Annotated in this window: 20 protein-coding genes; 7 read left to right on the forward strand and 13 right to left on the reverse strand. The window is 43.4% G+C overall.

Features of this window, described 5'->3' with window-relative positions; translation table 11 throughout:
- The first annotated feature begins 128 nt into the window (after nucleotides 1-128).
- The 5 genes from BLR43_RS03655 to BLR43_RS03675 all read left to right on the forward strand — a co-directional run bounded on the left by BLR43_RS03655 (nucleotide 129) and on the right by BLR43_RS03675 (nucleotide 7717).
- Entirely contained in the window at nucleotides 129-830 is a 702-nt protein-coding gene (locus BLR43_RS03655) for an NAD-dependent epimerase/dehydratase family protein (RefSeq protein WP_071003513.1), read from the forward strand.
- A 96-nt stretch (nucleotides 831-926) separates the two neighbouring features.
- The gene (gene rraA / locus BLR43_RS03660) at nucleotides 927-1442 is read left to right on the forward strand and encodes a ribonuclease E activity regulator RraA (protein WP_093068995.1); all 516 of its coding nucleotides are present in this window, start codon (nucleotides 927-929) and stop codon (nucleotides 1440-1442) included.
- A gap of 206 nt (nucleotides 1443-1648) precedes the next feature.
- A complete protein-coding gene (gene mfd, locus BLR43_RS03665) occupies nucleotides 1649-5359 on the forward strand; it encodes a transcription-repair coupling factor (RefSeq protein WP_093068907.1) in 3711 nt (1236 codons plus the stop codon).
- A gap of 168 nt (nucleotides 5360-5527) precedes the next feature.
- A complete protein-coding gene (locus BLR43_RS03670) occupies nucleotides 5528-5959 on the forward strand; it encodes an HIT domain-containing protein (RefSeq protein WP_057759208.1) in 432 nt (143 codons plus the stop codon).
- Nucleotides 5960-6307: 348 nt separating this feature from the next.
- On the forward strand, nucleotides 6308-7717 hold the full coding sequence (locus tag BLR43_RS03675) for an adenylate/guanylate cyclase domain-containing protein (RefSeq protein WP_227674237.1): 1410 nt from the start codon (nucleotides 6308-6310) through the stop codon (nucleotides 7715-7717).
- Nucleotides 7718-7819: 102 nt separating this feature from the next.
- Here BLR43_RS03675 and fdx read toward each other — a convergent pair whose 3' ends face one another.
- The 8 genes from fdx to BLR43_RS03715 form a co-directional block, all read right to left on the reverse strand.
- The gene (fdx, locus tag BLR43_RS03680) at nucleotides 7820-8158 is read right to left on the reverse strand and encodes an ISC system 2Fe-2S type ferredoxin (protein ID WP_058024187.1); all 339 of its coding nucleotides are present in this window, start codon (nucleotides 8156-8158) and stop codon (nucleotides 7820-7822) included.
- A gap of 86 nt (nucleotides 8159-8244) precedes the next feature.
- On the reverse strand, nucleotides 8245-10125 hold the full coding sequence (hscA, locus tag BLR43_RS03685) for a Fe-S protein assembly chaperone HscA (RefSeq protein ID WP_071003517.1): 1881 nt from the start codon (nucleotides 10123-10125) through the stop codon (nucleotides 8245-8247).
- A gap of 210 nt (nucleotides 10126-10335) precedes the next feature.
- Nucleotides 10336-10917 carry a Fe-S protein assembly co-chaperone HscB gene (gene hscB / locus BLR43_RS03690; protein ID WP_071003518.1) on the reverse strand — a complete coding sequence of 194 codons (582 nt, stop codon included), beginning with the start codon at nucleotides 10915-10917 and terminating at the stop codon, nucleotides 10336-10338.
- A 138-nt stretch (nucleotides 10918-11055) separates the two neighbouring features.
- Entirely contained in the window at nucleotides 11056-11376 is a 321-nt protein-coding gene (gene iscA / locus BLR43_RS03695) for an iron-sulfur cluster assembly protein IscA (protein WP_071003519.1), read from the reverse strand.
- A 223-nt stretch (nucleotides 11377-11599) separates the two neighbouring features.
- Nucleotides 11600-12010 (reverse strand): Fe-S cluster assembly scaffold IscU, encoded by a 411-nt coding sequence (iscU, locus tag BLR43_RS03700; protein ID WP_058024183.1) that lies wholly within the window; start codon nucleotides 12008-12010, stop codon nucleotides 11600-11602.
- A 169-nt stretch (nucleotides 12011-12179) separates the two neighbouring features.
- Nucleotides 12180-13406, reverse strand: a complete 1227-nt coding sequence (locus BLR43_RS03705; RefSeq protein ID WP_071003520.1) for an IscS subfamily cysteine desulfurase — start codon at nucleotides 13404-13406, stop codon at nucleotides 12180-12182.
- Nucleotides 13403-13912, reverse strand: a complete 510-nt coding sequence (locus BLR43_RS03710; protein WP_071003521.1) for an Rrf2 family transcriptional regulator — start codon at nucleotides 13910-13912, stop codon at nucleotides 13403-13405. Before BLR43_RS03710 ends, BLR43_RS03705 begins: the two co-directional genes overlap by 4 nt.
- 469 nt (nucleotides 13913-14381) lie before the next feature.
- Nucleotides 14382-15026, reverse strand: a complete 645-nt coding sequence (locus BLR43_RS03715; RefSeq protein ID WP_071003522.1) for a hypothetical protein — start codon at nucleotides 15024-15026, stop codon at nucleotides 14382-14384.
- 457 nt (nucleotides 15027-15483) lie between these two features.
- Between BLR43_RS03715 and BLR43_RS03720 the strand changes: the two genes are divergently transcribed.
- Together BLR43_RS03720 and BLR43_RS03725 are read left to right on the forward strand one after the other, a co-directional pair.
- Nucleotides 15484-15804, forward strand: a complete 321-nt coding sequence (locus BLR43_RS03720; RefSeq protein WP_161808411.1) for an HU family DNA-binding protein — start codon at nucleotides 15484-15486, stop codon at nucleotides 15802-15804.
- A gap of 336 nt (nucleotides 15805-16140) precedes the next feature.
- Nucleotides 16141-18015: a SurA N-terminal domain-containing protein gene (locus tag BLR43_RS03725; RefSeq protein WP_093068913.1), complete on the forward strand. Its 1875-nt coding sequence runs from the start codon at nucleotides 16141-16143 to the stop codon at nucleotides 18013-18015.
- A 465-nt stretch (nucleotides 18016-18480) separates the two neighbouring features.
- Here BLR43_RS03725 and purH read toward each other — a convergent pair whose 3' ends face one another.
- From purH to BLR43_RS03750, 5 genes are all read right to left on the reverse strand, one after another.
- Nucleotides 18481-20061, reverse strand: coding sequence for a bifunctional phosphoribosylaminoimidazolecarboxamide formyltransferase/IMP cyclohydrolase (gene purH, locus BLR43_RS03730; RefSeq protein WP_093068915.1), 1581 nt, complete (start codon nucleotides 20059-20061; stop codon nucleotides 18481-18483).
- Nucleotides 20062-20210: 149 nt separating this feature from the next.
- A complete protein-coding gene (gene fis / locus BLR43_RS03735; RefSeq protein WP_227674247.1) occupies nucleotides 20211-20474 on the reverse strand; it encodes a DNA-binding transcriptional regulator Fis in 264 nt (87 codons plus the stop codon).
- Between the two features lie 247 nt (nucleotides 20475-20721).
- The gene (locus BLR43_RS03740) at nucleotides 20722-21948 is read right to left on the reverse strand and encodes a DUF3426 domain-containing protein (protein WP_093068918.1); all 1227 of its coding nucleotides are present in this window, start codon (nucleotides 21946-21948) and stop codon (nucleotides 20722-20724) included.
- A gap of 159 nt (nucleotides 21949-22107) precedes the next feature.
- Nucleotides 22108-23034: a 50S ribosomal protein L11 methyltransferase gene (prmA, locus tag BLR43_RS03745; protein WP_071003526.1), complete on the reverse strand. Its 927-nt coding sequence runs from the start codon at nucleotides 23032-23034 to the stop codon at nucleotides 22108-22110.
- Nucleotides 23035-23102: 68 nt separating this feature from the next.
- Nucleotides 23103-23915 (reverse strand): tetratricopeptide repeat protein, encoded by an 813-nt coding sequence (locus tag BLR43_RS03750; RefSeq protein ID WP_071003527.1) that lies wholly within the window; start codon nucleotides 23913-23915, stop codon nucleotides 23103-23105.
- Between the last annotated feature and the right edge of the window lie 8 nt (nucleotides 23916-23923).

A 23923-nucleotide genomic window follows, 5' to 3' on the forward strand; every position in this document is an offset into this window, starting at 1 on the left:
CTTACAATATATCATACATAATAGCGTCAGTTATTCATGAACTTAGGTATGATATCCTAATGGTAGGCCTTGATATAGGTTACTTTTCATCAATATAGAACCTCTAACGTTATATAAGTGGATAGGGTATGCAGCGAAAAGCAATTGTGATTGGCGCAACAGGATTGGTAGGGCAGCATTTGGTAAAACAGCTGAGTGAGCTCTATGATACATTGATTGTGATCGCTCGGCGCCCGCCACGCTATATTAATGCCAGCATGCGTTTTTATCAGGTTAATGACTTTGATAATCTCTCTGAAGTGTTTGCGAGCGTTGGTGCGGATCGAACGACAGATGCCTTTAGTTGTCTTGGCACCACTAAAAAACAAGCGGGCAGTGATGAGGCTTTTCGAAAGATAGACCATGATTACAATGTTAACTTTGCTAAGCTATGCCGTGACAAAGGGGTAGAAAACTTTTTTCTACTTTCATCCATGAATGCCGATATTGACAGCCGCTTTTTGTACAATCGAGTCAAGGCAGAGACGGAGCAATCTATTACGGCATTAGGGTTTGGACAACTGGTGATATTTCGACCGTCGTTATTACTAGGCAAGCATAAAGGGCGTCCACTCGAGAGCATTGGTCAAAAAGCTTTTAAGCTTATCTCGCCTTTAGTCTCAGAGTCACTCTCATTACATCCTATCTCGGCTAAGCGCGTCGCTAGTGCAATGGCGATGAGTGCTCATGACATTTATCATCGTCGTAAATACCGTACAGAACCCCAGATTGAACATACAGAGATCATTGAAAATAAGAAGATGCTTGCAATGACTCGCGTGAAAAAATAAAGTATTATTTTTGAGTCAAGACTACAGCCAAGTATGACCATGTATTACAAGATCAAGCAGCTTAATCACTCATAATAAGGAGTAAAAACGATGGAGATGAATAAAAAGAACTTTGTCACATGTGATTTACTGGACGCCAATCCTGAGTCGCAAGTATGTCTACCAAATATTGAAGGTAAGGCATTTCGTCGTTTTGGTGCAAAAGATAAATTCTGCGGTGAAATCGTGACGGTGAAGTGCTTTGAAGACAATAGCCGCGTCAAATCACTATTGAATAGTGATGGCAAAGACAAAGCTGGCGATGGTAAGGTGTTGGTCGTCGATGGTGGCGGCTCTATGCGCTGTGCTTTGCTCGGCGATATGATTGCACAGTCGGCCATCGACAATGGCTGGGCGGGTGTTATCGTATATGGCTGTGTCCGAGATGTTGATGACATGGCAGCGATGGATCTTGGTGTGATGGCACTTGGTTGCATCCCGCGCAAATCAACTCGCCGTGATGAAGGTCAAACGGATATCGAAATCCGCTTTGGTGATTTGACATTGAACTCGGGAATGTTTGTCTATGCTGACAACAATGGCATTATCGCTAGTGATAAACCGTTAATTTGAACTTGGTTTAACCAGTGTGAATGAGAACCTCAGCCTATCAGTTGGGGTTTTTTATGTAATGATAGTTAAAGCTTAATAACCGTTATCAATTCTCGATCATGAATGAGTGAGCTTTTACGTGACAAACCGTTACGGCATAAGTTTTGGTAATTGCTCAAATATTCGTATAATAGCTTTCTGACTCCTTAACTGTGATCCTATTCTTTATGCCTATCACTGCTTTGACTGACGCGTTTGATCCCATTAACCAGCAGTTGTTCCCTATACAAAATGCCGAGCGGCGTTGGCTTGCGCCTGTCCATGGTGCGGTCAGTAGCTTATGGCTGGCAAGCTTGTTTCAAACGCCTATGTGGAATGTTGCCAAGCGCCTAAAGGTCGTGGTGGCACGCGACCAAAATCAGCTCAATCAGATAGAAACTGAGCTGGCATTTTGCGGCGTCGATGCTTACGTATTCCCTGACTGGGAGACACTGACATATGATGAGCTGTCTCCGCACCAAGACATCGTTAGTGAACGCATCAACCTATTGACGGATATGCCGAGATCAGGCGTGCTACTCATCTCAATACAGACATTGATGCAACGCGTCGCACCGCCCAGTTGGTTGATCGGACAGCATTTTGATTTGAGCGTTGGTGATCGTTTTGATATCAATACGCAACGTGGGCTTTTGGCAAAGGCGGGTTATAGAGCGGTTGATAATGTCTTTGAGCCTGGTGAGTTCGCTGTACGTGGCAGCATTATCGATATCTTTGCTATGGGTCAGCCTTTTCCGCTGCGTTTAGACTTATTTGACGATGAAATTGAGACAATTCGTTTTTTTCATCCGCAAACCCAGCGCACGTTGACCGCTGATGACCTCAAAGCGATGTTGACAGGCAATGATACCAGCATGGGCAAAGAGTCACTGTCGCTGCTGCACAAATTGCCAGATATCTCTAAACCTATCGAACAGTTCCAAATATTACCAGCAAAGGAGTTTCCGCTGGATGAAGGGCGAGAGACATTTCGCACGAATTTTGCGGCGATGTTCCCTAATGCCAGTAGCCGCAAGTCTGAGTTGCATAAAGATGTAATGGCAGGTATCGCGAGTAGCGGACTGGAGTATTATCAGCCACTATTTTTTGACTTAAAAGATTGGCAAGAAGAAAGTACATTGTTTTCTTATTTGCCAAGCGATGCGTTGTTTATCACGGATGAGCTGATCCACGAAAAGCAGGCGGACTATTGGTCACAAATCCAGCGCCGCTATGAAGAGCGTCGCCATGATATTGACAAGCCTATCGTCGAACCTGCGCTCTTATACTTATTATCCAACGCTCTTAACGAGCAGCTCAATCAATATCCACGAGTGATATTAAGCGCACGCGATGAGCTGGCTACGACAAATGACGTAGCAGCGCTAGAAGGTAACGACCCATCTCAGCCGCAACTGCCATTAACGCCTACTAAGCAGCAAGGCTTGGTGACATTAAGCGCCGAAGAACCGCCAGAGCTGGCAGTCAATCATCAGAAATCTGAGCCATTAACTGAATTGCTCGACTTTTTACACGTTCAACAACAAACAGCAACGCCAGTATTAGTTGTGGCAGAGACTGCTGGTCGCCGTGAGATTCTTATTGAGCTGTTTAAGGGAAAAATCGATATCAAAGCATATGATAGCTTTGAAGCATTTTTAGCAGCAGATAAGACGAGCGCTATGAATAATGCTCGACTACCACATGTCGGTCTGACTGTGGCACCGATTGAGCGCGGCGTATACGTGCCTGAACGTTTGGTGTTGATTAGTGAAACGCAGCTGTTTGGTCGTCAAGTCTTACAGACGCGTCGTCGTCGCCAAAGCGGTGTATCAGAGGAGTTCTTGGTTAAGAGCGTCACTGAGATAACAGATGGCAGCCCAGTCGTTCATATCGAGCATGGTATTGGTCGTTATAACGGCCTAATCACGCTAGATGTGGGCGATGGTGAGCAAGAGTTCATTCATTTAAAATATGACGATGATGCCAGTATCTATGTGCCAGTCGCCAATCTACAAATGATCAGTCGCTATAGTGGCGGCGATCCAGCGTTAGCGCCATTACATAAGATCGGCAGTGGCAAATGGGATAGAGCCAAGCAAAAGGCCTTGGAGCAAATTCACGATGTCGCCGCAGAGCTGCTCAATATGCAAGCGCGTCGTGAGGCCAAAGTTGGTATTCATTTTAAAATAGATCCGTCGCAATACGAGCTGTTTGCCAGTCAGTTTGCGTTTGAAGAGACCGCTGACCAAGCCAATGCCATTCATGCGGTTATGGAAGACATGAGACAAAACCAGCCAATGGATCGCCTCATCTGCGGTGATGTTGGCTTTGGTAAAACAGAAGTAGCGATGCGAGCGGCCTTTATTGCCGTCAGTGCTGGCTATCAAGTTGCTGTATTAGTGCCCACCACATTGCTCGCAGGACAGCACGAAGACAATTTCCGCGATCGATTTGCTGATTGGCCAGTGCGTATTGAGAGCCTGTCACGCTTTGGCGGCAAAAAACATCAAGACATGGTCTTGACGGACTTGGCTGATGGCAAAGTCGATATTGTGATCGGTACTCATAAACTATTGCAGCCTGACGTGAAGTTTGCCAATCTTGGGCTAATGATTGTCGATGAGGAGCACCGTTTTGGGGTGCGTCATAAAGAGCGTATCAAGGCGATTCAGACAGATGTAGACAGTATGTCTATGACCGCGACGCCCATCCCTAGAACGCTTAATATGGCGCTCTCAGGCATGCGTGATATGTCAATCATTGCCACACCGCCTGCACGCCGGTTGGCTATTAAAACCTTTGTCATGCAAAAGACAGATGCCTTGATGAAAGAAGCTATCTTGCGCGAGCTGTTACGTGGTGGGCAGGTTTATCTGCTCCACAATGATGTGGCTAGTATTGAGCGTATGGCAGAAACTATTCGTGATCTGGTACCTGAAGCGCGAGTAGGGGTCGCCCATGGGCAGATGCAAGAACGCCAGCTTGAGCAAATCATGCAGCAGTTTTATCATAAAAAATTCAACGTGTTGGTGTGCTCTACTATTATTGAGACAGGTATCGACGTACCAAATGCCAATACTATTATCATTGAGCGTGCGGATAAGTTTGGTCTGGCGCAACTGCATCAGCTACGAGGCCGCGTAGGTCGCAGTCATCATCAGGCATATTGTTACCTATTGGTGCCTTCTCTCAAAGGTCTCAAAGGCGATGCCAAGCGTCGTCTACATGCAATTGAACGCGCCAATACACTCGGCGCAGGTTTTATGCTGGCGAGTGAAGATCTAGAGATTCGCGGGGCAGGTGAGATACTGGGTAAGCAGCAAAGCGGTAATATGCAGGCGATTGGCTTTAGCTTATATATGGATATGCTGGAGCGTGCAACTAAGGCGATCAAGGCTGGTAAAGAGCCTGACTTGAATACGCCACTATCGCTGACCAGTGAGATTAACTTGCATAGCTCTGCTCTTATTCCAGAAGACTATCTACATGACGTACATCAGCGCCTATTGTTTTACAAACGTATAAGCAATACAGATGATAAAGAAGCGTTGACGGATATTCGTACCGAAATGATAGACCGTTTCGGTGCATTGCCAGACCAGACCAAGCAGCTATTTGCCATTCATGGACTGCGCTTGCAAGCAGAACCGCTGAAGATTAACAAAATTGATGCCAATAGTAATAGTATGACGCTGGAGTTTGCACCTGATACCCCTGTTGATGCTTTGGCTATTATCAAACTGATCCAGTCAGATGGACAGCACTACCGCATGAATGGAGCATCTGGTATTCGTTATCAACATAGCGAGAAGTTGGCGACACCGCAACAGCGAGTCTCTGTTATCCAAGATCTTCTACGTTATTTTAGTGAGCATATGGTGACAGAAGCGGCCTAGAGTCGATCAGTGAGAGCCATCATCGGGGTTTCTAAGACAATCAACACAAATGCAATAGTGTATGGTGCTATTTTATCGCAGGGATAACTGATAAAATAACCGGATTGCTTCTTCTTCGATATTTTTTACGTACTTTTATTTGCATTAAACAACAAGAGAACCGTCATTATGTTCCAACTTCATCATAAACTTGCTGCTGATAGTTTCTTAGTGGGTGATTTTCCATTATCTACTTGTCGTTTGATCAATGACTGTCAATTCCCTTGGCTGATATTAGTACCGCGCGTATCGGGTATCAAAGAGCTTTACGAGTTGTCTGAGGCAGACCAAACGCAGTTCTTGCGTGAGTCAAGCTGGTTATCGAGTCAGCTAGCCAAAACCTTTCAAGCAGATAAAATGAATGTGGCCGCGCTTGGTAATCAAGTCCCGCAGCTTCATTTTCATCATATTGTTCGTTATCAAAATGATATGCAATGGCCAAATCCAGTATGGGGAGTTCCTGCGGTTCCTTATACCAAAGAAGTCTTGGCACAAATGCAGCAGACGTTAATGATGGCGCTACGTGGTCATCATCAAATGCCTTTTGATTGGCAGATGTAATCCGTTTTTAACTTTGGATTGCTTTACCTCATCTATAAAGCATTATTTATGAAGCCTCTCTCATAAACTATTGCGACAGAAAAAAGCCAGATATTCGTCATATCTGGCTTTTTTTGTAATAATCAAACATTATCAGTTGTTTATCCAGAAGATTTGTTATCTTGATAAATGATAGATGGTATTTTTTTAGCTACCACTGACCTAGGTTTCATTTAATTTAGAAAGTATAATATATTTTTGTAATTATTTATCATTAAGATAGGTAATTTGCGTGTGTTGTTCTTATATATCTTTATCTCTCTGATAGCTTATCTCATTTAAGTGAAATTCAATATGCCTTTTATAGGGATGTTAAAGCCAAAACTATTGTCAAAAGGTAGTGGAATCTATCAATTCGACTATCCAGAAGTTTTTGTTTTAATTCTTACTGTCATATTACTCGCCCCGCATTACAATTTTCGTCCTACCTCAATGGCATTATTGGTTGTCGTTCTACTACCTAGCCTGATGATTCTGATTTATAACTATCGACGCCAAACCAGTCTTTGGACGTCTAATATGGTCGTTATTTTATTTGCGGTCGTTATTGGGTCAATACAGTTTTGTACGGTGATATCGCTCAGTTTGGTAGCCTTAATCGGCGTACGTATGATCGTCAGTGGTGTCGATAACGGTCTAAGATTATTTACTGTAGCATTGGTGACATCTATTGTATTTTATTATGTCAGTACAATACTAGACAACGAAGGATTGAACTGTAATGAAGGTTGGGTGCCTCCCACCGTATTGCTAGCAAGCATAATGGTTATTTTGTATCAGTTTCGCAGTACGTATCAAGAGTATATTGGTTATAAAGAAAGTGCCTCTAAAGCCGGAGGACGTTTGAGTACCATGGTGTCGGTCATCAATAAGTTGACTCGCTTTGTACCGCCGCAAATCTGGGAGCCAATTGTTAGATCTGATAGCCCTGTTAGTGTGTCGAATAAACGTGTCAAGCTGACTATTATGTTTTCAGATATTGTGGGCTTTACCGATCTGTCTGATAGTCTGAGTGCTGACAACGTGGCTGATATTTTGAACACTTATATGCATTGCATGACGTTAATTGCTGACAGACATGGTGCCGTACTTGATAAATTTATTGGTGATGGCATGGTGTGCTTCTTCGGTGAGCCTAATAGCCGTGGCTCACGTCAAGATGCTCTGGATTGTGTGGCAATGGCGATAGATATGCGCCGCGAGATGCGTACATTGCGTCAAAAATGGCGGCTGATGGGGTTTGAGGGGTTATATATACGTATTGGTATCACAACTGGTTATTGCCACGTGGGCAATTTTGGTAGCAACAATCGTCTTAGTTACACACTGATTGGTAAAGAGGCTAATCTGGCGTCAAGACTCGAATCGAATGCTGGCAAAGATGAGATATTGGTCAGTGAAAGCACTTATGATTATGTTTGCCATAACTATGAGTGTCAACATGTTGGAGCGCTTCAGCTAAAAGGCTTTGATGACAAGGTAAATGCATGGCAAGTACTTGACCCTGATGCTAATAAAGGTCATTTGTCTAAATGGGTAGATCACACCTTGCCAGGGTTTAACTTGCATCTAAATTTTAAAGACATGAAAGACAATGACTATCAAGATATCAGGAGTCGTCTAAACTTTGCGCTTGAGCGTATCGAACAAGAAGAAGAAAAATTGGCACAGAGCATCGCTGAAGAAAGCAAACGTCATAGTGCTAACAAAAAGTCATGATTTGGGAAGTCATATCGTGAAATATTGAGTATAAAAAAAGCCAGCTATTATATTTTAATAGCTGGCTTTTTTGTAACTTATAAGTAGTTTGTACTGATCATATTAATGATTTTCTTTTGCATGATTCAATGTGTATTTTGGAACCTCGATGGTTAGATCTTCATCATCAAGCATGACCTGACAAGACAGACGTGAGTCAGGCTCTAAGCCCCAAGCACGATCAAGTAGATCAGCTTCTACATCATCCATCTCATCTAGACTATTGAACCCTTTGCGTACGACAACGTGACAAGTAGTACAAGCTTTTGACATCTCACAGGCATGCTCGATTTTGATGCCTTTTTCTAATAACGCTTTGCACAAATTCTGACCAGCTTGTAGCTCAACTTCTGCGCCCTCTGGGCAGATTTCGTGATGGGGTAGTACGGTAACTTTTGGCATAAATTATTTGTCCAATGCTAATCAATCTAAAAAATAAGAGAAAGTAGCTTAGTATCATAACTAAGCTATCATTTTGAGTATGGATTTTACCAATCTTGTGCGCTGGTACCTGCCATGCTGGTTTGAACGCTTTGGTTCATAATGCGAGCAGCAAAGGCATCACTATGCGGCTTAAGCTGTGCTTGCTGTGCTTCGATAAGTGCCAAGTCATTAGTGCTAAGAGCAGAACGCAGGGCTTGTATATGCTCCGCTAAAGTGTGCTGCTCATCAGAAGAAAGCAGTGCTGCAAACTCATTGAGTGCAGATTCTAGAGCCAACACTTCACGCTCGGCTTCTACTTTTGTTTCGATTAAAGAGCGTGCGTTTTTATCTTCCTCTGCATGTTTAAATCCGGCAACAAGCAACTGCTCTTTTTGCTCATCAGACAAACCATAAGAAGGCACGATCTCGATCTTGCTTTCTGTTTTGGTCGTGGTTTCTTGTGCACTAACAGTCAGCTGACCATTGGCATCGATGCTAAAGGTGACCTCGATACGAGCAAACCCAGCTTTCATTGGCGGAATACCGTACAGCTCAAAGCGGCCAAGCGAGCGACAGTTTTCTACTGTTTCGCGCTCACCTTGCACGACGTGTATCACCATGCCTGTTTGACCATCTTGATAGGTGGTAAACACTTGACGTTTTTTGACAGGGATAGGCGTGTTGCGTGGGATGAGTACTTCAACCAAACCACCCATGGTCTCAAGACCTAATGATAATGGCGTTACGTCCAATAACAACAAATTGTTGTTACTATCACCATTCACCAGTTGGTGAGCAGTTTGAGCAGCGCCTAAGGCAACAACCTCATCTGGATTCAGACGGCAAAGAGGCTGCTTGGCAAAAAATTCAGTCACGACTTGTTGTATGGCAGGCATACGCGTTGAGCCGCCTACTAAGATCACTTCGTCTAAATCTGTGGCAGTCAGCTTGGCATCACGCAGGACTTGTTCACATACGCTTAACGTGCGACGACTAACAGGCTCTACGATATTAAGGATGTCTTCACGGCGCAATACACCTTGATAGGTTTGTCCGTTGACAGTGACATTGATATCCAATTGCTCAGCATCAGTCAGCGCTTGCTTGTAAGCTTTAGCTTCTTGTGCGAGTACTGATTTGTTATGCAGGCTTACGTCTTTTGGATCTATATTTAACTGTTTAATAATCCAGTTGGTAATCAGACGATCAATATCATCGCCGCCCAGTGCGCTATTACCGCCAGTTGCCAATACTTCAAAGACACCATCATTCAACTTCAGAATAGATACATCAAAAGTACCGCCGCCCAAATCATAAATAAGATAGTAATTTTCTTTATTGTTGTCTTCTGATGATTGGTCAAGACCATAAGCGACCGCCGCCGCCGTTGGTTCATTCAATAGACGAAGTACGTTGATACCAGCCGCTTGCGCAGCATCTTTAGTGGCTTGGCGCTGTGCCTCATCAAAATAAGCTGGCACAGTAATGACGGCACCCTCAATGCTGTCTGCAGGCAGTGCGCTCGCTGCACGTTGCTCAAGCGCGGCTAATATACGCGCTGATACTTCGACAGGTGACACTTCACCTTGAGCCGTGACAAATGCTGGCATATCATCTGTACTACCAGACAACTCATAAGGATGCGAGAATTTGATATCTGCTTGACTGCGACCCATAAAACGCTTAGCCGAGACGATCGTATTTTTGGGATCGTCTGCTAAATGCGCTAGGGCATCATAGCCGACCGATGGATTACCTGTCGCTGGATAATAAACCACAGAAGGCAGCAAGGTATCTGATGCTGCGCCTGCTTCTAAGACTTGCGCCTTGCCTGAACGTACTACAGCGACCAGTGAGCGTGTCGTACCAAGGTCAATACCTAGGCCAAAACGATGTTGATGAGGTTGAGCGCTTTGATTGGGTTCGGCAATTTGCATTAAAGACATAAGAATAACTCAGAGATAAAATGAATAAGTGTAATGAGGCAAATATGGCATGTTCAGTATGACTGCTTAACCGCTATCTATTTATTCTCAAAATAGAGGAATTTGGCAGTTAAGCATGCTCAAAATCAGAGATTATACGGTATAGTTGATACTAATTTAACCAAATATTTAGAATCTAGCTTTCAAGTAAGATACATCATGCACAGCTATCTAGACGTATAGGTCATCGTCATCTGAATGTGCAGCAGTGGCGACGTCATCAAGCCCCGTTGTAACATCAGCATTCAATTTGACCAAAAACTTCAATTTCTGTGTCGCATCAATCGCCGTTGGCCAATCTTGCTCTTGGTAAGCAGTCTCAAAACGCTGAGACTGGTTTGCCAAGCGCGATGTAATCTGAGGATGTAGCTGCTGCAAGGCTAAAAGGTCTTTGCCTACAATAGCGTCATCTAAATCCATACGCATTTCCATCGCATCTTCTAAAAAATCCAAGTCTGCGATGGAGTGTTCTAGATTTTGCGCTTGATCAGCCATACCTAGTAGGTAACCAGCACGGCTATCAGGTGCACTCAATGTTTGGTAGGCTTGATTGATGACGGCAGAATACTGCTCTGATTGCTGCTTGGCTTGCTTAGTATCTGCTAGATTCTTTGCAACATTATCAGGATGATAGCGTTTTTGTAGCAGACGTAGATGCTGATCGAGACTGTCTTGATTGACTTCAAATTGTACAGGTTGCTCAAATAGGGCAAAGAAGTTATCAAATTGTGTTTCTGGAATCGTATCTGTCATATCTTACGCCTTGCTTTTTTATTTGTTTTTAAAGTCTTAATCTGGTGCTTCTACCAAATATATTAGTGCATTTATATCTTTTGTATTGATTCATCACAACGGGTGCATCAATCACTGAATAATCAGTTGATTGAACCATTAAACAGTAAAAGACTCACCGCAGCCACATTCACCTTTTTGGTTAGGGTTAGTGAACTTGAAACCTTCGTTTAGACCTTCTTTTTCATAATCCATCAACAGGCCATCTAAATAGACCAAGCTTTTAGGATCAATAAAAATGCTAACGCCGCGGCTTTCATAGCGCGTGTCATTTTCATCAGGTATATCTACAAACTCTAAAACATAAGCAAGGCCTGAGCAACCCGCTGTACGGATACCCACTCGAATACCTTCACCTTTGCCGCGATTGTCCAAAAAGTCTTGAACATGCTGAGCGGCGCGTTCTGTCATTTCAATCATGCCAACTCCCATTGACTATTAATCGTAAATATCAATAAATAAACTATGTAAACTGGCAAGCGAAGTTACGAGTTTGCCAAAATAATATGCTAATAGTTTTTAGAAAATAAAAGGTGACAATTACATAAGTGTCATTGTCACCTTTTTAGCGTTAGTAACCATCTGATGTATTACTACTTTAGCATTGCTAACAAAACACAGCGCAGACGCTAGTAGGTTTGGCTTAGATAGTGGCTTCTTCTGCCGCTGCTGCTACGCCATGCTTACCTTTATAGTCGCTAATAGCGGCTTTAATGGCATCTTCTGCAAGTACAGAGCAATGCACTTTTACTGGTGGTAACGCTAGTTCTTTAGCGATATCGTTGTTTTTGATTTCGCCAGCTTGATCCAAGCTTTTGCCTTTTAGCCACTCAGTAACGAGCGAGCTTGAAGCAATTGCTGAACCGCAGCCATAAGTTTTAAAGCGTGCATCTTCGATAATACCGTTATCATCGACTTGGATTTGTAGACGCATTACATCGCCACAGGCTGGGGCACCGACCATACCGGTACCAACGTTTTTGGCGTTTTTGTCAAGATTACCAACGTTGCGTGGGTTTTCGTAATGATCAATAACTTGGTCACTATAGGCCATGGGGTTTTCTCCTAGTTAGATGATGAGTAGTCGCATATTAACTTTAAATATCTAACTACTCATCGATAATTGGGGTCAAACATTTAGTTAATAAAAACTGGATTTTTAATTGTCTGATCAATCGTTTAATAAATATATAAAATGTATTACTAGCTAACGGCGCTTAATATTAATGCTCAGCCCATTCGACTGAATTCAAATCAACACCTTCTTGGTACATATCCCAAAGTGGCGATAGGGCACGTAGTTTATCAACAGCTTCATGCAGTTGCTTGATAACAGTGTCGATGTCTTCTTCAGTCGTATAACGACCAAAGCTGAAGCGGATTGAGCTATGCGCCAATTCGTCTGGGCGACCGATAGCACGTAGTACATATGATGGCTCAAGCGTCGCTGATGTACAGGCTGACCCTGATGATACCGCTAAGTCTTTTAGCGACATCATCAATGACTCGCCTTCAACAAAGTTAAAGCTGATGTTCACAATGTTTGGTACGCTGTTCTCAAGATCGCCGTTCAGATAGATCTCTTCGATATCTTGTAGGCCATCCCAGAGTTTTTGACGCAATTTTGCAACATGGGCATGATCTGCTTCAAAGCTCTCATTGGCTAGAGCAAATGCTGCGCCAAGACCAACGATCTGATGCGTAGGTAATGTACCTGAACGCATACCGCGCTCATGACCACCGCCGTGTTGCTCAGCTTTTAGGCGAATACGTGGCTTACGGCGAACAAATAAGGCACCGATACCTTTAGGACCATAGGCTTTATGGCCTGAAAAGCTCATCAAATCGATCTTCATCTCTTCAAGATTGATTTTTACTTTACCAACAGACTGTGCGCCATCAACATGGAAAACCACACCGGCTTCACGAGTGATTTCACCAATCGCTGTAACATCAGTAATCGTACCAAGCTCATTATTTACCATCATCAGTGATACCAAAATTGTATCCTCACGTAGCGCTTCTTTCACTTGCTCTGGCAAGATAAGCCCTGTGCTTGGTTGCGGCTCAAGATACGTAATTTCAAAACCTTCTTGCTCAAGCTCACGGCACGTATCTAGCACGGCTTTGTGCTCAATTTTGCTGGTGATGATGTGTTTACCACGAGACTGATAAAAGTGAGCTGCGCCTTTAATGGCTAGGTTGTCAGATTCAGTTGCACCAGAAGTAAAGACGATTTCGCGTGGATCAGCGTTGATGACTTCAGCCACTTGTCCGCGAGCAGTTTCTACGGCTTCTTCTGCTTGCCAGCCATAGCCGTGAGAGCGCGAGGCTGGATTACCAAAGATGCCATCTACTGTCAGATATTCGCTCATCTTAGCCGCTACTGATTTTGCAACTGGTGTGGTGGCGGCATAATCTAAGTATATAAGGTTGTTATGTTGGCTCATGCTGGGTTTGCCTCGCTGTTCGATAGAGTAATAGTATTGATGTCTTTTATGGAAATATCTTTTGTAGAGGTGTGCTGACGTTCTGATACTGACTGCACATTTTCCATATCTAATAATTGCGCTAATGTTATATTTTTCAAGTACTGTTCAATATGATTTGATAGTGCACACCACAGGTCATGGGTCAGGCACATTGTACCACCTTGACAGTCGCCGCGTCCTTCACACTGCATCGCATTAACGGATTCATCGACAGCAGATATGATGCTCATCACATCTATCTCGTTCAATGGCTTGGCTAGGTTATAACCACCAGCTGCACCGCGAATACTGGTCACAAGGCCACGTTTGCGTAGCTTGGAGAATAACTGTTCAAGGTAGGAGATAGAAATTGACTGCCGTTTAGCGATATCAGATAGAGATACTGCGCTCTCTTGTTGACTGGTCTGTAATGCCAAGTCTAGTAAAGCAGTAACGGCATATCTGCCTCGAGTAGTTAAACGCATGTGTTATCTCCAAACTTTTAGGTCATTTTTATTTAATAACGATCTTGGAAAGGGATAGATACAGTCAATAATAGATCAATATAAAAGCTGTCAATCATATCCGTTCAAGTTGTGTCTTATCGTTATTAAACAACAGATGGTTAACCCGATGTGTGCAACGATTAAGTCAATTATACTTAATCCTGAGTAATTTGGTCAAGATTAAAGTGTGATTAAATGGTTAATCGAGCTTATCGCTATGATTGATAAAAACAATGGTGGTTAAAAAGGGGGGATAAATGGGAAAACAGGTGGGATGTGATATATAAACGACAGATGTAGGGGCGCTGAATACAAATTATAGTTATATGGTGTGACTCATATACTGTGATCCATATGAATAGTCACTAAGCGTGCAACACCTATGGTAAATGTCACACACTTATCTATGACTGGTAGCACCGTTAAATAAAACCAAATCTAGCACCAATTAATTCATTAAGAGGGCTATGATCGAGACTACCGCGACGACCAATGCCACTACGGTCACAATCATAAAGGTCTTTTGCTTACTCTGTAGCTCTTTAACTGTGGTTTCAAGTTCGCGGTTCTTGATGGTTAATGTGTTGATTTGGGCCTGCTGTTCTTTGATACGCTCTTTATAATGGTCTTTCTTTTCCGCCATTTCAGCATCAGATGGCTTGGTTTTACCTTTACCACCTTTGATTTTTCTGATCAGACCCTGAATCAGGCTACCAAGACCAAGCTGCATGATAAATTGTTTGACCAGCTGTACTTGAACAGATTCACCGCGCATCTGTAATTTTTCGGTCGTCTCTCTATCGTGAGTGGTGATGGCATTAATCACTTGAATGCTATAAGCATTGATAACGACATCAGGTTCGCTACGACCAACAGGCAACTCGGCATCCAAGAGTACACCTTTGGTACTAAAGGTGGCAAAAACCTCAACATGAGGCAAATATAAGCGCAACGCTACGACCGTACCTTGCTTGGCAAGTGGATAAGCGGCTTTACGTAGTTCAGGATCCAAACGTAACAATAGTGTCAGCGCCGACTCGATGAACACCAGAATAATATTAAGAAGAGAGTGAGACAACGTAGAACGCTTCATGTAAATAATCCATTTTTTTTATTTAGCAAATCAAAGTTATGTAATAAACTTAAGTTTATTTTTACCCGAAATTTGCAGTGGTATTTTGTTTATAGTAACGCCTTTATAATAAAAAGTAACGCTAGTTTCTGTCAGTGGTAAAATTATTACAGTACAATCTAGCAGTTGATAAAGACATTAAAATTTATGACTGGTAATGCACAGACACCAACTCACAACTGTTTTAAAGAGTAAACAAATAAGCTGATTCATTGTTTGAATGAGGACAGTTTGCCTGTATATAGGTTGCAGATGTTTTGCGTAACATTGGGTGTCAAATAAGTAGTTGATGGCACAAAAAGATGTAAAATCGCTTGCACTCCTTATGCTGCCTTGATATAAAGACGATAACAAAGCGAAACCTGTTAATACGCCAGTCAGGTAGTTTTTATTGCGTAAGTACCACGAGAGCGTTACAATGCTTGGCGTGAGCGTTTATTACCCCCTTAAACTTGAAGGAAATTTTATGAATAAGTCAGAATTAATTGATAGCATCGCAGACAAAAGTGGTCTAAATAAGACTCAAGCTGGTGATGCTTTGAATGCTGTTATGGAAAGTGTTGGCGAAGCTTTAGAAGCTGGCGATAGCATCTCTTTGGTTGGTTTCGGTACTTTTAGCGTAAAAGACCGCAAAGCACGTACTGGCCGTAACCCTAAGACTGGTGAAGAGCTAAGCATCCCTGCAAGCAAAGTACCAAGCTTCAAAGCTGGTAAAAACCTAAAAGAGCGTTTGAACTAACCGCTCTATGGTAGATGGTCGCTTTGGCTGATGTCATAAGCTAAGCACCGAAAAAGCACCTAAATATTAGGTGCTTTTTTTGTCGCTATAGTTTATCTCATACAACGTGAATATTTTGAGTATATACGAAAAATCACGTATCATAGGGCGCGCGATAGATGCGTTGTTTAAATAAGGTATTGTCACTGAACCTTGTTTTCCCTAATAAAATGTACACGTTCTTCCTCTTACCATTGCCGGCTTAAATAGCATTGATATTAGCAGGTCGCACTCGACAGCTCCTAACAGTATTACAATGGTTTTTCATCAATATAGGTTAATAAAGCAGAGATAACTATGGATAAATTGCGCGATTTCTTAAAAAGCTGGCCAGGTCGCATTTTATTGATTTTATGCCTATCGCCACTGGCTCTATTGGGTGTCGAAAGCTATTTTGGCGGCGGGGTTGATCCCAACCAAATCGCTCAGGTGGGTGAGGCAAGCGTAGGGTTGTCCGAGTATCAGAATGCCGTCAATAACCGTCGTAGCGAAATACTAGAGCAAGTTGATGATGCCAGTTTATTGAATGAAGACGTACTGCACGAGCAGGTACTAAAAGGTCTGATTGATCGTACATTACTAGAGCAGCAAGCAGGTAAGCTTGGTATGACAGTCTCTGATGACACGATCAATCGTTTGCTGCGTGAAGAAGAAATATTCAAAGATGCCGATGGAAACTTTTCTAACGATCAGTTTGCAAACTTTTTGCGTCAGCGTGGCATGACCAAAAATCAGTTGTTTGCAGAGTTTCGCAATCAGTTAAGCTTGGATCAGTTGAATGCGAGCATCGTTGGTACAGCCGTCTATCCAATGCAGGCAGTTAGCCAATTGATCGACTTGCAACTAGAATCACGTAACGTCTGGGTACATCGTTTTGATTGGCAGGACTATGCTGATCAGGTCAAACTAAGCAAAAATGATATTCAAGCATATTATGATGCCAATAAAGACACGCTAAAAAGCGCGGCAATGGTCAACTTGGCTTATATTCAGCTTAGCCCGCAGACCATCAAAGTCGATGATGTGACAACAGAAGAGTTGCAGCAGCAGTACGAAGCGTATAAGCAAAGTCTGGCTGCTGATGATGAGCGTAGAGTGAGTCAAATACTGTTAACAGGTGATGATGCTAAGGCAAGAGCAGATAAAGTTAAAGCTCGCTTGGCTAAAGGCGAGTCTTTTGCTGCTGTGGCCAAAGCAGAATCGGATGATCCTTCAGGAGAAGCAGGCGGTGACATTGGTCGCTTTAATCCGTCAGTATTTGGTGGTGACGCCGATGCTGTTGAAAAAGCACTAGAAGGCTTGAGCGTTGGAGATGTGACAGCCCCTATCAAGACCAGCTTTGGCTATCAGATATTCACAGTCACCGAAGATAATGGCAAAAAGATTCCAAGTCTCGAGAGTATGCGTGCAGAGCTGACTGCTAAGGCAAAAGAGTACAAGCGTCAAGAAGTCTACGCGGATAAAGTAACCTCGATTAATGATTTGGCAGCAGATGGCTTTAGTATCGAAGATATTGCGCAGCAAGAGAATGTCACGCTAAAACGTATCAAAGATTATCGTAAAGAAAATAACAAATCAGTATTATCGCAACCAGCAGTGATCAAACAGGCCTTTGACGAATTTACGATTCAAGATCAGGCCGTGACGGCAGGTATAGAAGTTGGTAACGGTACGGTATGGGTACAACCAAGCAACTATCGTCCTACGACCACACTGAGCTTATCTAGAGCAACGCCAAGAATCACTCAGATATTGCGTCAGCAAAAAGCCACAGCCTTGGCGCTAAAAGAAGCGAAAGCTGTCGCTGCTGGTATCAAAACGCCAGCTGATATTGCTAAGCAGTCAGTAAGTTTGCAATCTTTGGGTGAGATTAATCGTCAAACAACGTTGCTAACTGATAAAGAGCGTGGATTGGCCTTTAGCAAGCAAGCTGCCAATGATGGCGTAGTCGCGCTCGCTAGTGAGACTGAAGCAGGTGCAACGCTATTGGTTGGTGATCGCATCAAGACTGAGCAGCAGTCACCACTATCTGATATGCAAAGAGCGCAAACGGCCAGCATCATTCGTGACAATTTAGGTCAAGATCAGCTGCAAGACTACTTAGATTATCTACGTATGGTCTATCAAGTTGAGATTAACGAAGCCAACATGGCAAATGCACAAGGGCGCTAAGCGTTCGCTGTATGGTTACTCTTAATTATTAAACGCAAAAAAGCCACTGTAGCGATGCAGTGGCTTTTTTTATTTGGTAATACTTTAACTGTAGTGACCACGAATATTATAAGAGACTGGAAATTAGGAGCAGTAACAAATACAATTGCTGCGACTAGGGCGTGTTGAACATTCGCAAATAGGCACTGCTGATCGCTAAAATGGTTCCAGACAAGGCACAAAGCGACGATAATGCAGATGCCTTAGCGAGATTTGTAACGCAGTATGGGGCAATTTTAGCATCAGCCCCAACGATAAAAGCAGGGGACAGGACTCTTTTTTGCCGCTTCATCGTTAAAAATAAGCGCTTAGAATGACTAAACTTATTATTTTTAACATCGAATCGCCTAAAAAATAGTCGCTGTCAGTGCCATGGTCGAATGTTCAACACGCCCTAATTCCAGTCTTAAACTAATAGATGATTGTTTAGTGGCGGAAATGACGCATGCCAGTGAATACCATCGCAATACCGTGCTCATTAGCGGCTGCAATGGTCTCATCATCACGCATAGAGCCACCTGGCTGAATGATGGCTGAGATACCTACTTCAGCAGCATTATCGATGCCATCACGGAATGGGAAGAAGGCATCTGAGGCCATAACGGCACCTTCAGTGGCCAGTCCAGCATGCTCGGCTTTGATAGCAGCGATACGTGCTGAGTTAACGCGGCTCATTTGACCTGCACCAACACCGATAGTACGTTGACCTTTCGCATAAACAATGGCATTCGATTTGACATATTTTGCCACGTTCCAGCTGAACAACAGATCTGCCACTTGCGCTTCAGTTGGTTGTACGTCAGTGACGATTTTTAGATCGTTTGCCGTAATCAAACCAAGGTCTTGCTCTTGTACGAGTAGGCCGCCATTGACGCGTTTGTAATCAAGCTGACTATCACGCTGATCTGGTGCTGGTAGTTCACCACATACTAATACGCGTACGTTTTTCTTAGTAGCAGTCGCTTCAAGTACACCGTCTTCAATGCTGGGTGCAATGATGACTTCTACAAATTGATTATCGATAATGGCTTTTGCAGCAGCAAGCGTCAGTGGACGGTTGAAGGCGATAATGCCGCCAAAAGATGACTCAGGATCGGTGCTAAAAGCAGTGCGATAAGCAGCTACTTGGTCATTATCTACCGCGACACCGCAAGGATTGGCGTGCTTAACGATAACGCAAGCTGGTGCACTAAAGGCTTTAACACACTCAAGGGCTGCGTCAGTATCAGCGATATTATTGTATGATAGCGCCTTACCTTGCAGTTGCTTAGCCGTTGCAATAGAAGCTTGCTGGCTTTTTAAAGGATGATTTTCAGTGTAGAAAGCAGCGTTTTGATGTGGGTTTTCGCCATAGCGCAGATCTTGCGCTTTTTCTAGTTGTACATTAAATGTGCGTGGGAAGTTTTCTGGTTCCTGCGTCTCATTGACACGGCTGCCTAAGAAGTTGGCAATCATACCATCGTACTGCGCAGTATGCTCAAAGGCTTTAACCGCTAAATCATAACGTAGAGCCGTTGTCAATTCAGTGCCACCATTTAAAGCAGTCAGTACGCGATCATAATCAGCAGGATCGGTCACGATGCCTACATGGGCATGATTTTTTGCTGCTGATCGTACCATGGTAGGGCCACCAATATCGATATTTTCGATAGCATCGTTCATCGTCACGTCAGCACGTGCAATCGTTTCAGCAAATGGATATAAATTCACAACAACCAAGTCAATACGTTCGATTGCGTGCTCATTCATGACAGCATCGTCTGTACCACGACGTCCCAAGATACCACCATGAATTTTAGGATGCAGGGTCTTAACACGGCCATCCATCATCTCAGGAAAGCCCGTATAGTCAGACACTTCCGTCACAGCGACATTATTTTCTGTAAGTAATCGATAGGTACCGCCAGTAGAGAGTAAGCCAAAACCTGCTTTAATAAGGCCTTGAGCAAACTCAACGATATTGGATTTATCAGAGACCGAGAGTAGGGCAAGTGGGGTTGTACTCATAAAAAATCTTCCATAAAAAAAGCCTGACGTAAACGTCTGGCAAGGTGATGATGGCAACAACGGTAGACTATATCGCGATAGATAAAGCCATGCACATTGAATTGCCATGCATGATGATTAGCAATAATGGGTGAGCACATATAGCAGTGCTACATTAAGTCGTAAGTTTTGAGTTTTTTGCGTAAAGTGCCACGATTGAGGCCTAAGATTTGTGCACACTTGGTTTGATTGCCGCGAGTTTTCTCTAGAACCACTGACAATAGAGGCTCTTCGACTTGCTTTAAGATAAGCTCGTACAAGTCGGTAGGCATCTCATCACCTAGCATAGCGAAATACTGGCGAACGACGCGCTCAACATGTACACGCAAAGGCTGCTGTGCGCTACTCGCAGCACTTTCTAACGGGAACTCAATATCGTGAGCGACAAGGTGATGATCTTCTTTATTATAGTCGGCAGGATGCTCAGAGCTCTTAGCAAAATGATGGGCATGATGCTGTGCATGAGGTGCCATAAGATAATATCCTTGAAATGAAAAAAGAGTCAAACCATAAGATGTCAGAATAATAGTATATCAAATTAATATCGTCTAGCGCTGACAGATTGACGGCTATCTTAAAGTCAGCGATATGTCAGGCTCATTCTATTACTAAAAATAACATTCAATAAAGTGGTGTCATCGTAATTTCGCGAATTTGTGCATTGTCAACGGGTATGGTAAATAGTAGTTGTCTGTTATTACTAGCAGCTAGCTGGCTTGGCTTACCCAATAAATAGTCGTTAGGCGCTGCTATAAACTCTCCAATGAGATTGTCTGTCCCATAAACGCTGACTTTTATATTTGGATAGAGCTGTGCTTTTGTGCTTTGGTTGTTCAATATCGCGCTGATATCGCTAAATGTACCTGTGGTTTTAATTTGACTTGATCGATGACTTGGATTGGTAATAGTCAAAGCTGTCAGATCAGCGCTTGGTAAGCTACATGCCGCAATAGAGCATACCGTTTGGAGGCGCTGCGCATTGGCAGGGTTTTTGACTAACGTCTCTAGGTTAAACATAACATACTGCGCGGCAAGTAATAGTGCTAATACTAAGCATCCCAGTATCCAGAGGATAGATGCAATTGAATGGGTTGTGGCTGTTGGCGCAAACTGTGCTTGCGCCTTGTTTGCACGTTCTGTAACAGAATTTTCTTCTTCCCTAAGAGGTACACCCATATCTATCAGTAGTTGTGATAAATCTGTGCTATCTACTGATTTGGCTTCGCGTTTATTTTGTTCCTCAAGAAGTGTTTCTAGCCATGAGTCATCAGCTGTGTCGTTGATACTCGCATGAATATCATTGGCAGCAGTTGAGCTCAGTACTTCTTGAGTCATTGAGGAATGTTCTGTTGCAATACGATCGGTATTGGTTTTAGAAAGTGTGTTTGTCGCGTTGTCAGTTGTCGTCGCAGCATTGGTATCGCTCACTTGCGTCAACCAAGCATCCATGCTGTCTAGTGAGTCGTATTCTACAATGCTGTCTTCTGGCTCATCGATATCCATATCATCATAGATTAAGTCATCATGAATCAATATATCAGCTGAACGTTTTTTATGGAGTGAGGACTTTGCAGTATTTGATATATTAGATGCTTGATTACGACTATTGGTGGAGCTTTCAGGTCTATTACTCAGCTTGGATTGAGTCTCGTGATGTGCTGTAGCAGTATTATGTTGAGAGGAGAAGCTGTTGGAGGTATCAGGGGTTACAATAAGGTGTTGATTGACCGAAAAACTTTTTTGGCACTGAGTACAGTTAATAGTAGCATTGGCTTTATTTAGTTGATTCTGTTGCACTTTAAAGCAAGCTTGGCAATGAGGGCACTGGGTTTTCATTGGGGTGGTCATAGGGTCGAATCCAAAAAAGTATGGTTATCTATACCGCTTAGCCACTCACCAACAGCTACCATGCTTTTTGAAATTCTATAAATCATGAGCAACGACAGAGTGGCGCCAAACCTGTGACGTTTGACTGCCCTCTATCGTAACAGATGTAATTAAATGTTGCTAGCTAGTAAATGTACCAGATAAACGCTGCCAATGCTGGTCCTCTTGCGCGGTAAAGGCATGCTTTGGATCGAGTGCAAAATAGGGTTGATAAGCTTCCATGACTTGTTCAGTCTGTGACTCGATTAAACCTGCCAATACGATGCGACCTTTCGATGCAATCAATGTCGAAAAGTAAGGTGCTAAGCCAATTAAGGGTTTGGCCAAAATATTGGCGACAATCACTTCTACAGGCAAAACATCATGTTGTGAGCAGTAATCTGTGAACTCTTCGGGCAAGAACGCTTGCAGACGGTCACCGACATGATTACGCACTGCATTTTGATTGGTTGCGAGTACAGCTTGTGGATCGATATCGACTGCATACACTTGGCGTGCACCTAATAATAGAGCGGCGATACCCAAGATGCCTGAGCCGCAGCCATAGTCGATGACCACTTTATCTGTCAGGTCTTGCTCTGTTAACCAGTCAAGACAAAGACGAGTCGTGGCATGATAGCCAGTACCGAAAGCTAAGCCTGGATCCATAATGATATTGGTCGCCTCTGGGTTGGGCGGTGTGAGCCAGTCTGGCACAATCCACAAGTCATTAGCGCATTCGATAGGATGGTAGTTACTCATCCATTCGCGCTCCCAATCCTTGTCATCAACAGCCGTTAGCCAGATACGAGTAGCCTGTACTTGTGCGGCAATTTCATGACTCAGCTGCTCAACTGCTTGACGGCTACCATCATCAGTGGTGGCATCAAATAGCCCTGTCAGTATGACTTCATCCCATAGCGGTGACTCACCGGGAAGTGGTTCAAACAAAGGCTGATCACCTGCATCATCTAAGGCAATAGCTAGTGCGCCAGCTTCTAATAAAAGCGCTTCAGCCAAATCGACGTTTGATTTTTCACATTGTAAATGCAGTTGTTGCCATGCCATAACGATAACCCTAAGCTAAAAAAAATAAATGTATGTTTTGGATAAATGATAACTGTAGTGAGCGGTTATTAGCGTAAAGCTCGTCTTGCTTCACTAACGACGCGTGAGTTACCTTGAGCTTGCCCTGATTGTAAAATGATTTGCCACAGCGCTCGTCTGCGACTGGCATTTTTAGAAACACTAAGGCCACGACGTGCCATCGCTTCTGCCTTACGAGGTTGGTTCTTTTTCAATGCCACTTGCGCCAGATAAAAATATACGGCAGACGACTTGGGGGCCAAGCGCTGTGCACGGGTAAAGCTGTTTTCAGCATTCGTTAATTGTCCTGATTTCAGTTGATTAACGCCTACCTGCATCAAGTTACGAAATGCAGGCAAGTTACTGTTATTACTTGCTGATTGTTGAGAGCGTTGCTGTGAGTTTTTTCTTGCCTGCTCTAGTAGATCATTGTGTGACGGTGCTGAGGGCTCAGAGATGATATAGTCATTGCGCGATGGTATGGCAATACCCAGATTAGGCTCTGTCACCACTGGAGTAGGCGGCTCAAATACAGGCGTTTCTTGGGTCAATGGGTTCGGCGACTCGAGCTTTTCGGGTGGAGTATAAGGCTCAATAGGGTATTCGTTCTCATCATCTGCTTCAACGATGGGTGCCTGAGTCACAGTGGTGGTCGATGTCACTGGCGGCTGTGATGATGGGGTTGTTTGAATAGGTGTTGTTTTCATCGCAGCTGAGCTATCTGGCGCAGTCTGGCATGCGCTGAGGCTTAGCATGCTACAAACAATGCCACCTACAACTAGAGTATTCACTGACGCAAATTTTTTCTGCCACCAAGACATTGTTTGTGTCACAGAGGCAGACTGCTGTAGAAATGAGACCATATTGAGAC

Origin of the sequence: Psychrobacter pacificensis (assembly GCF_900101915.1) — a bacterium.
Lineage (GTDB): Bacteria > Pseudomonadota > Gammaproteobacteria > Pseudomonadales > Moraxellaceae > Psychrobacter > Psychrobacter pacificensis.

Bases quoted from the DNA above. Each gene is read 5' to 3' on its own strand.
- BLR43_RS03655 (WP_071003513.1), top strand. From the start codon at position 129: ATGCAGCGAAAAGCAATTGTGATTGGCGCAACAGGATTGGTAGGGCAG.
- rraA (WP_093068995.1), top strand. From the start codon at position 927: ATGAATAAAAAGAACTTTGTCACATGTGATTTACTGGACGCCAATCCT.
- mfd (WP_093068907.1), top strand. From the start codon at position 1,649: ATGCCTATCACTGCTTTGACTGACGCGTTTGATCCCATTAACCAGCAG.
- BLR43_RS03670 (WP_057759208.1), top strand. From the start codon at position 5,528: ATGTTCCAACTTCATCATAAACTTGCTGCTGATAGTTTCTTAGTGGGT.
- BLR43_RS03675 (WP_227674237.1), top strand. From the start codon at position 6,308: ATGTTAAAGCCAAAACTATTGTCAAAAGGTAGTGGAATCTATCAATTC.
- fdx (WP_058024187.1), bottom strand. From the start codon at position 8,158: ATGCCAAAAGTTACCGTACTACCCCATCACGAAATCTGCCCAGAGGGC.
- hscA (WP_071003517.1), bottom strand. From the start codon at position 10,125: ATGTCTTTAATGCAAATTGCCGAACCCAATCAAAGCGCTCAACCTCAT.
- hscB (WP_071003518.1), bottom strand. From the start codon at position 10,917: ATGACAGATACGATTCCAGAAACACAATTTGATAACTTCTTTGCCCTA.
- iscA (WP_071003519.1), bottom strand. From the start codon at position 11,376: ATGATTGAAATGACAGAACGCGCCGCTCAGCATGTTCAAGACTTTTTG.
- iscU (WP_058024183.1), bottom strand. From the start codon at position 12,010: ATGGCCTATAGTGACCAAGTTATTGATCATTACGAAAACCCACGCAAC.
- BLR43_RS03705 (WP_071003520.1), bottom strand. From the start codon at position 13,406: ATGAGCCAACATAACAACCTTATATACTTAGATTATGCCGCCACCACA.
- BLR43_RS03710 (WP_071003521.1), bottom strand. From the start codon at position 13,912: ATGCGTTTAACTACTCGAGGCAGATATGCCGTTACTGCTTTACTAGAC.
- BLR43_RS03715 (WP_071003522.1), bottom strand. From the start codon at position 15,026: ATGAAGCGTTCTACGTTGTCTCACTCTCTTCTTAATATTATTCTGGTG.
- BLR43_RS03720 (WP_161808411.1), top strand. From the start codon at position 15,484: ATGCTTGGCGTGAGCGTTTATTACCCCCTTAAACTTGAAGGAAATTTT.
- BLR43_RS03725 (WP_093068913.1), top strand. From the start codon at position 16,141: ATGGATAAATTGCGCGATTTCTTAAAAAGCTGGCCAGGTCGCATTTTA.
- purH (WP_093068915.1), bottom strand. From the start codon at position 20,061: ATGAGTACAACCCCACTTGCCCTACTCTCGGTCTCTGATAAATCCAAT.
- BLR43_RS03740 (WP_093068918.1), bottom strand. From the start codon at position 21,948: ATGACCACCCCAATGAAAACCCAGTGCCCTCATTGCCAAGCTTGCTTT.
- prmA (WP_071003526.1), bottom strand. From the start codon at position 23,034: ATGGCATGGCAACAACTGCATTTACAATGTGAAAAATCAAACGTCGAT.
- BLR43_RS03750 (WP_071003527.1), bottom strand. From the start codon at position 23,915: ATGGTCTCATTTCTACAGCAGTCTGCCTCTGTGACACAAACAATGTCT.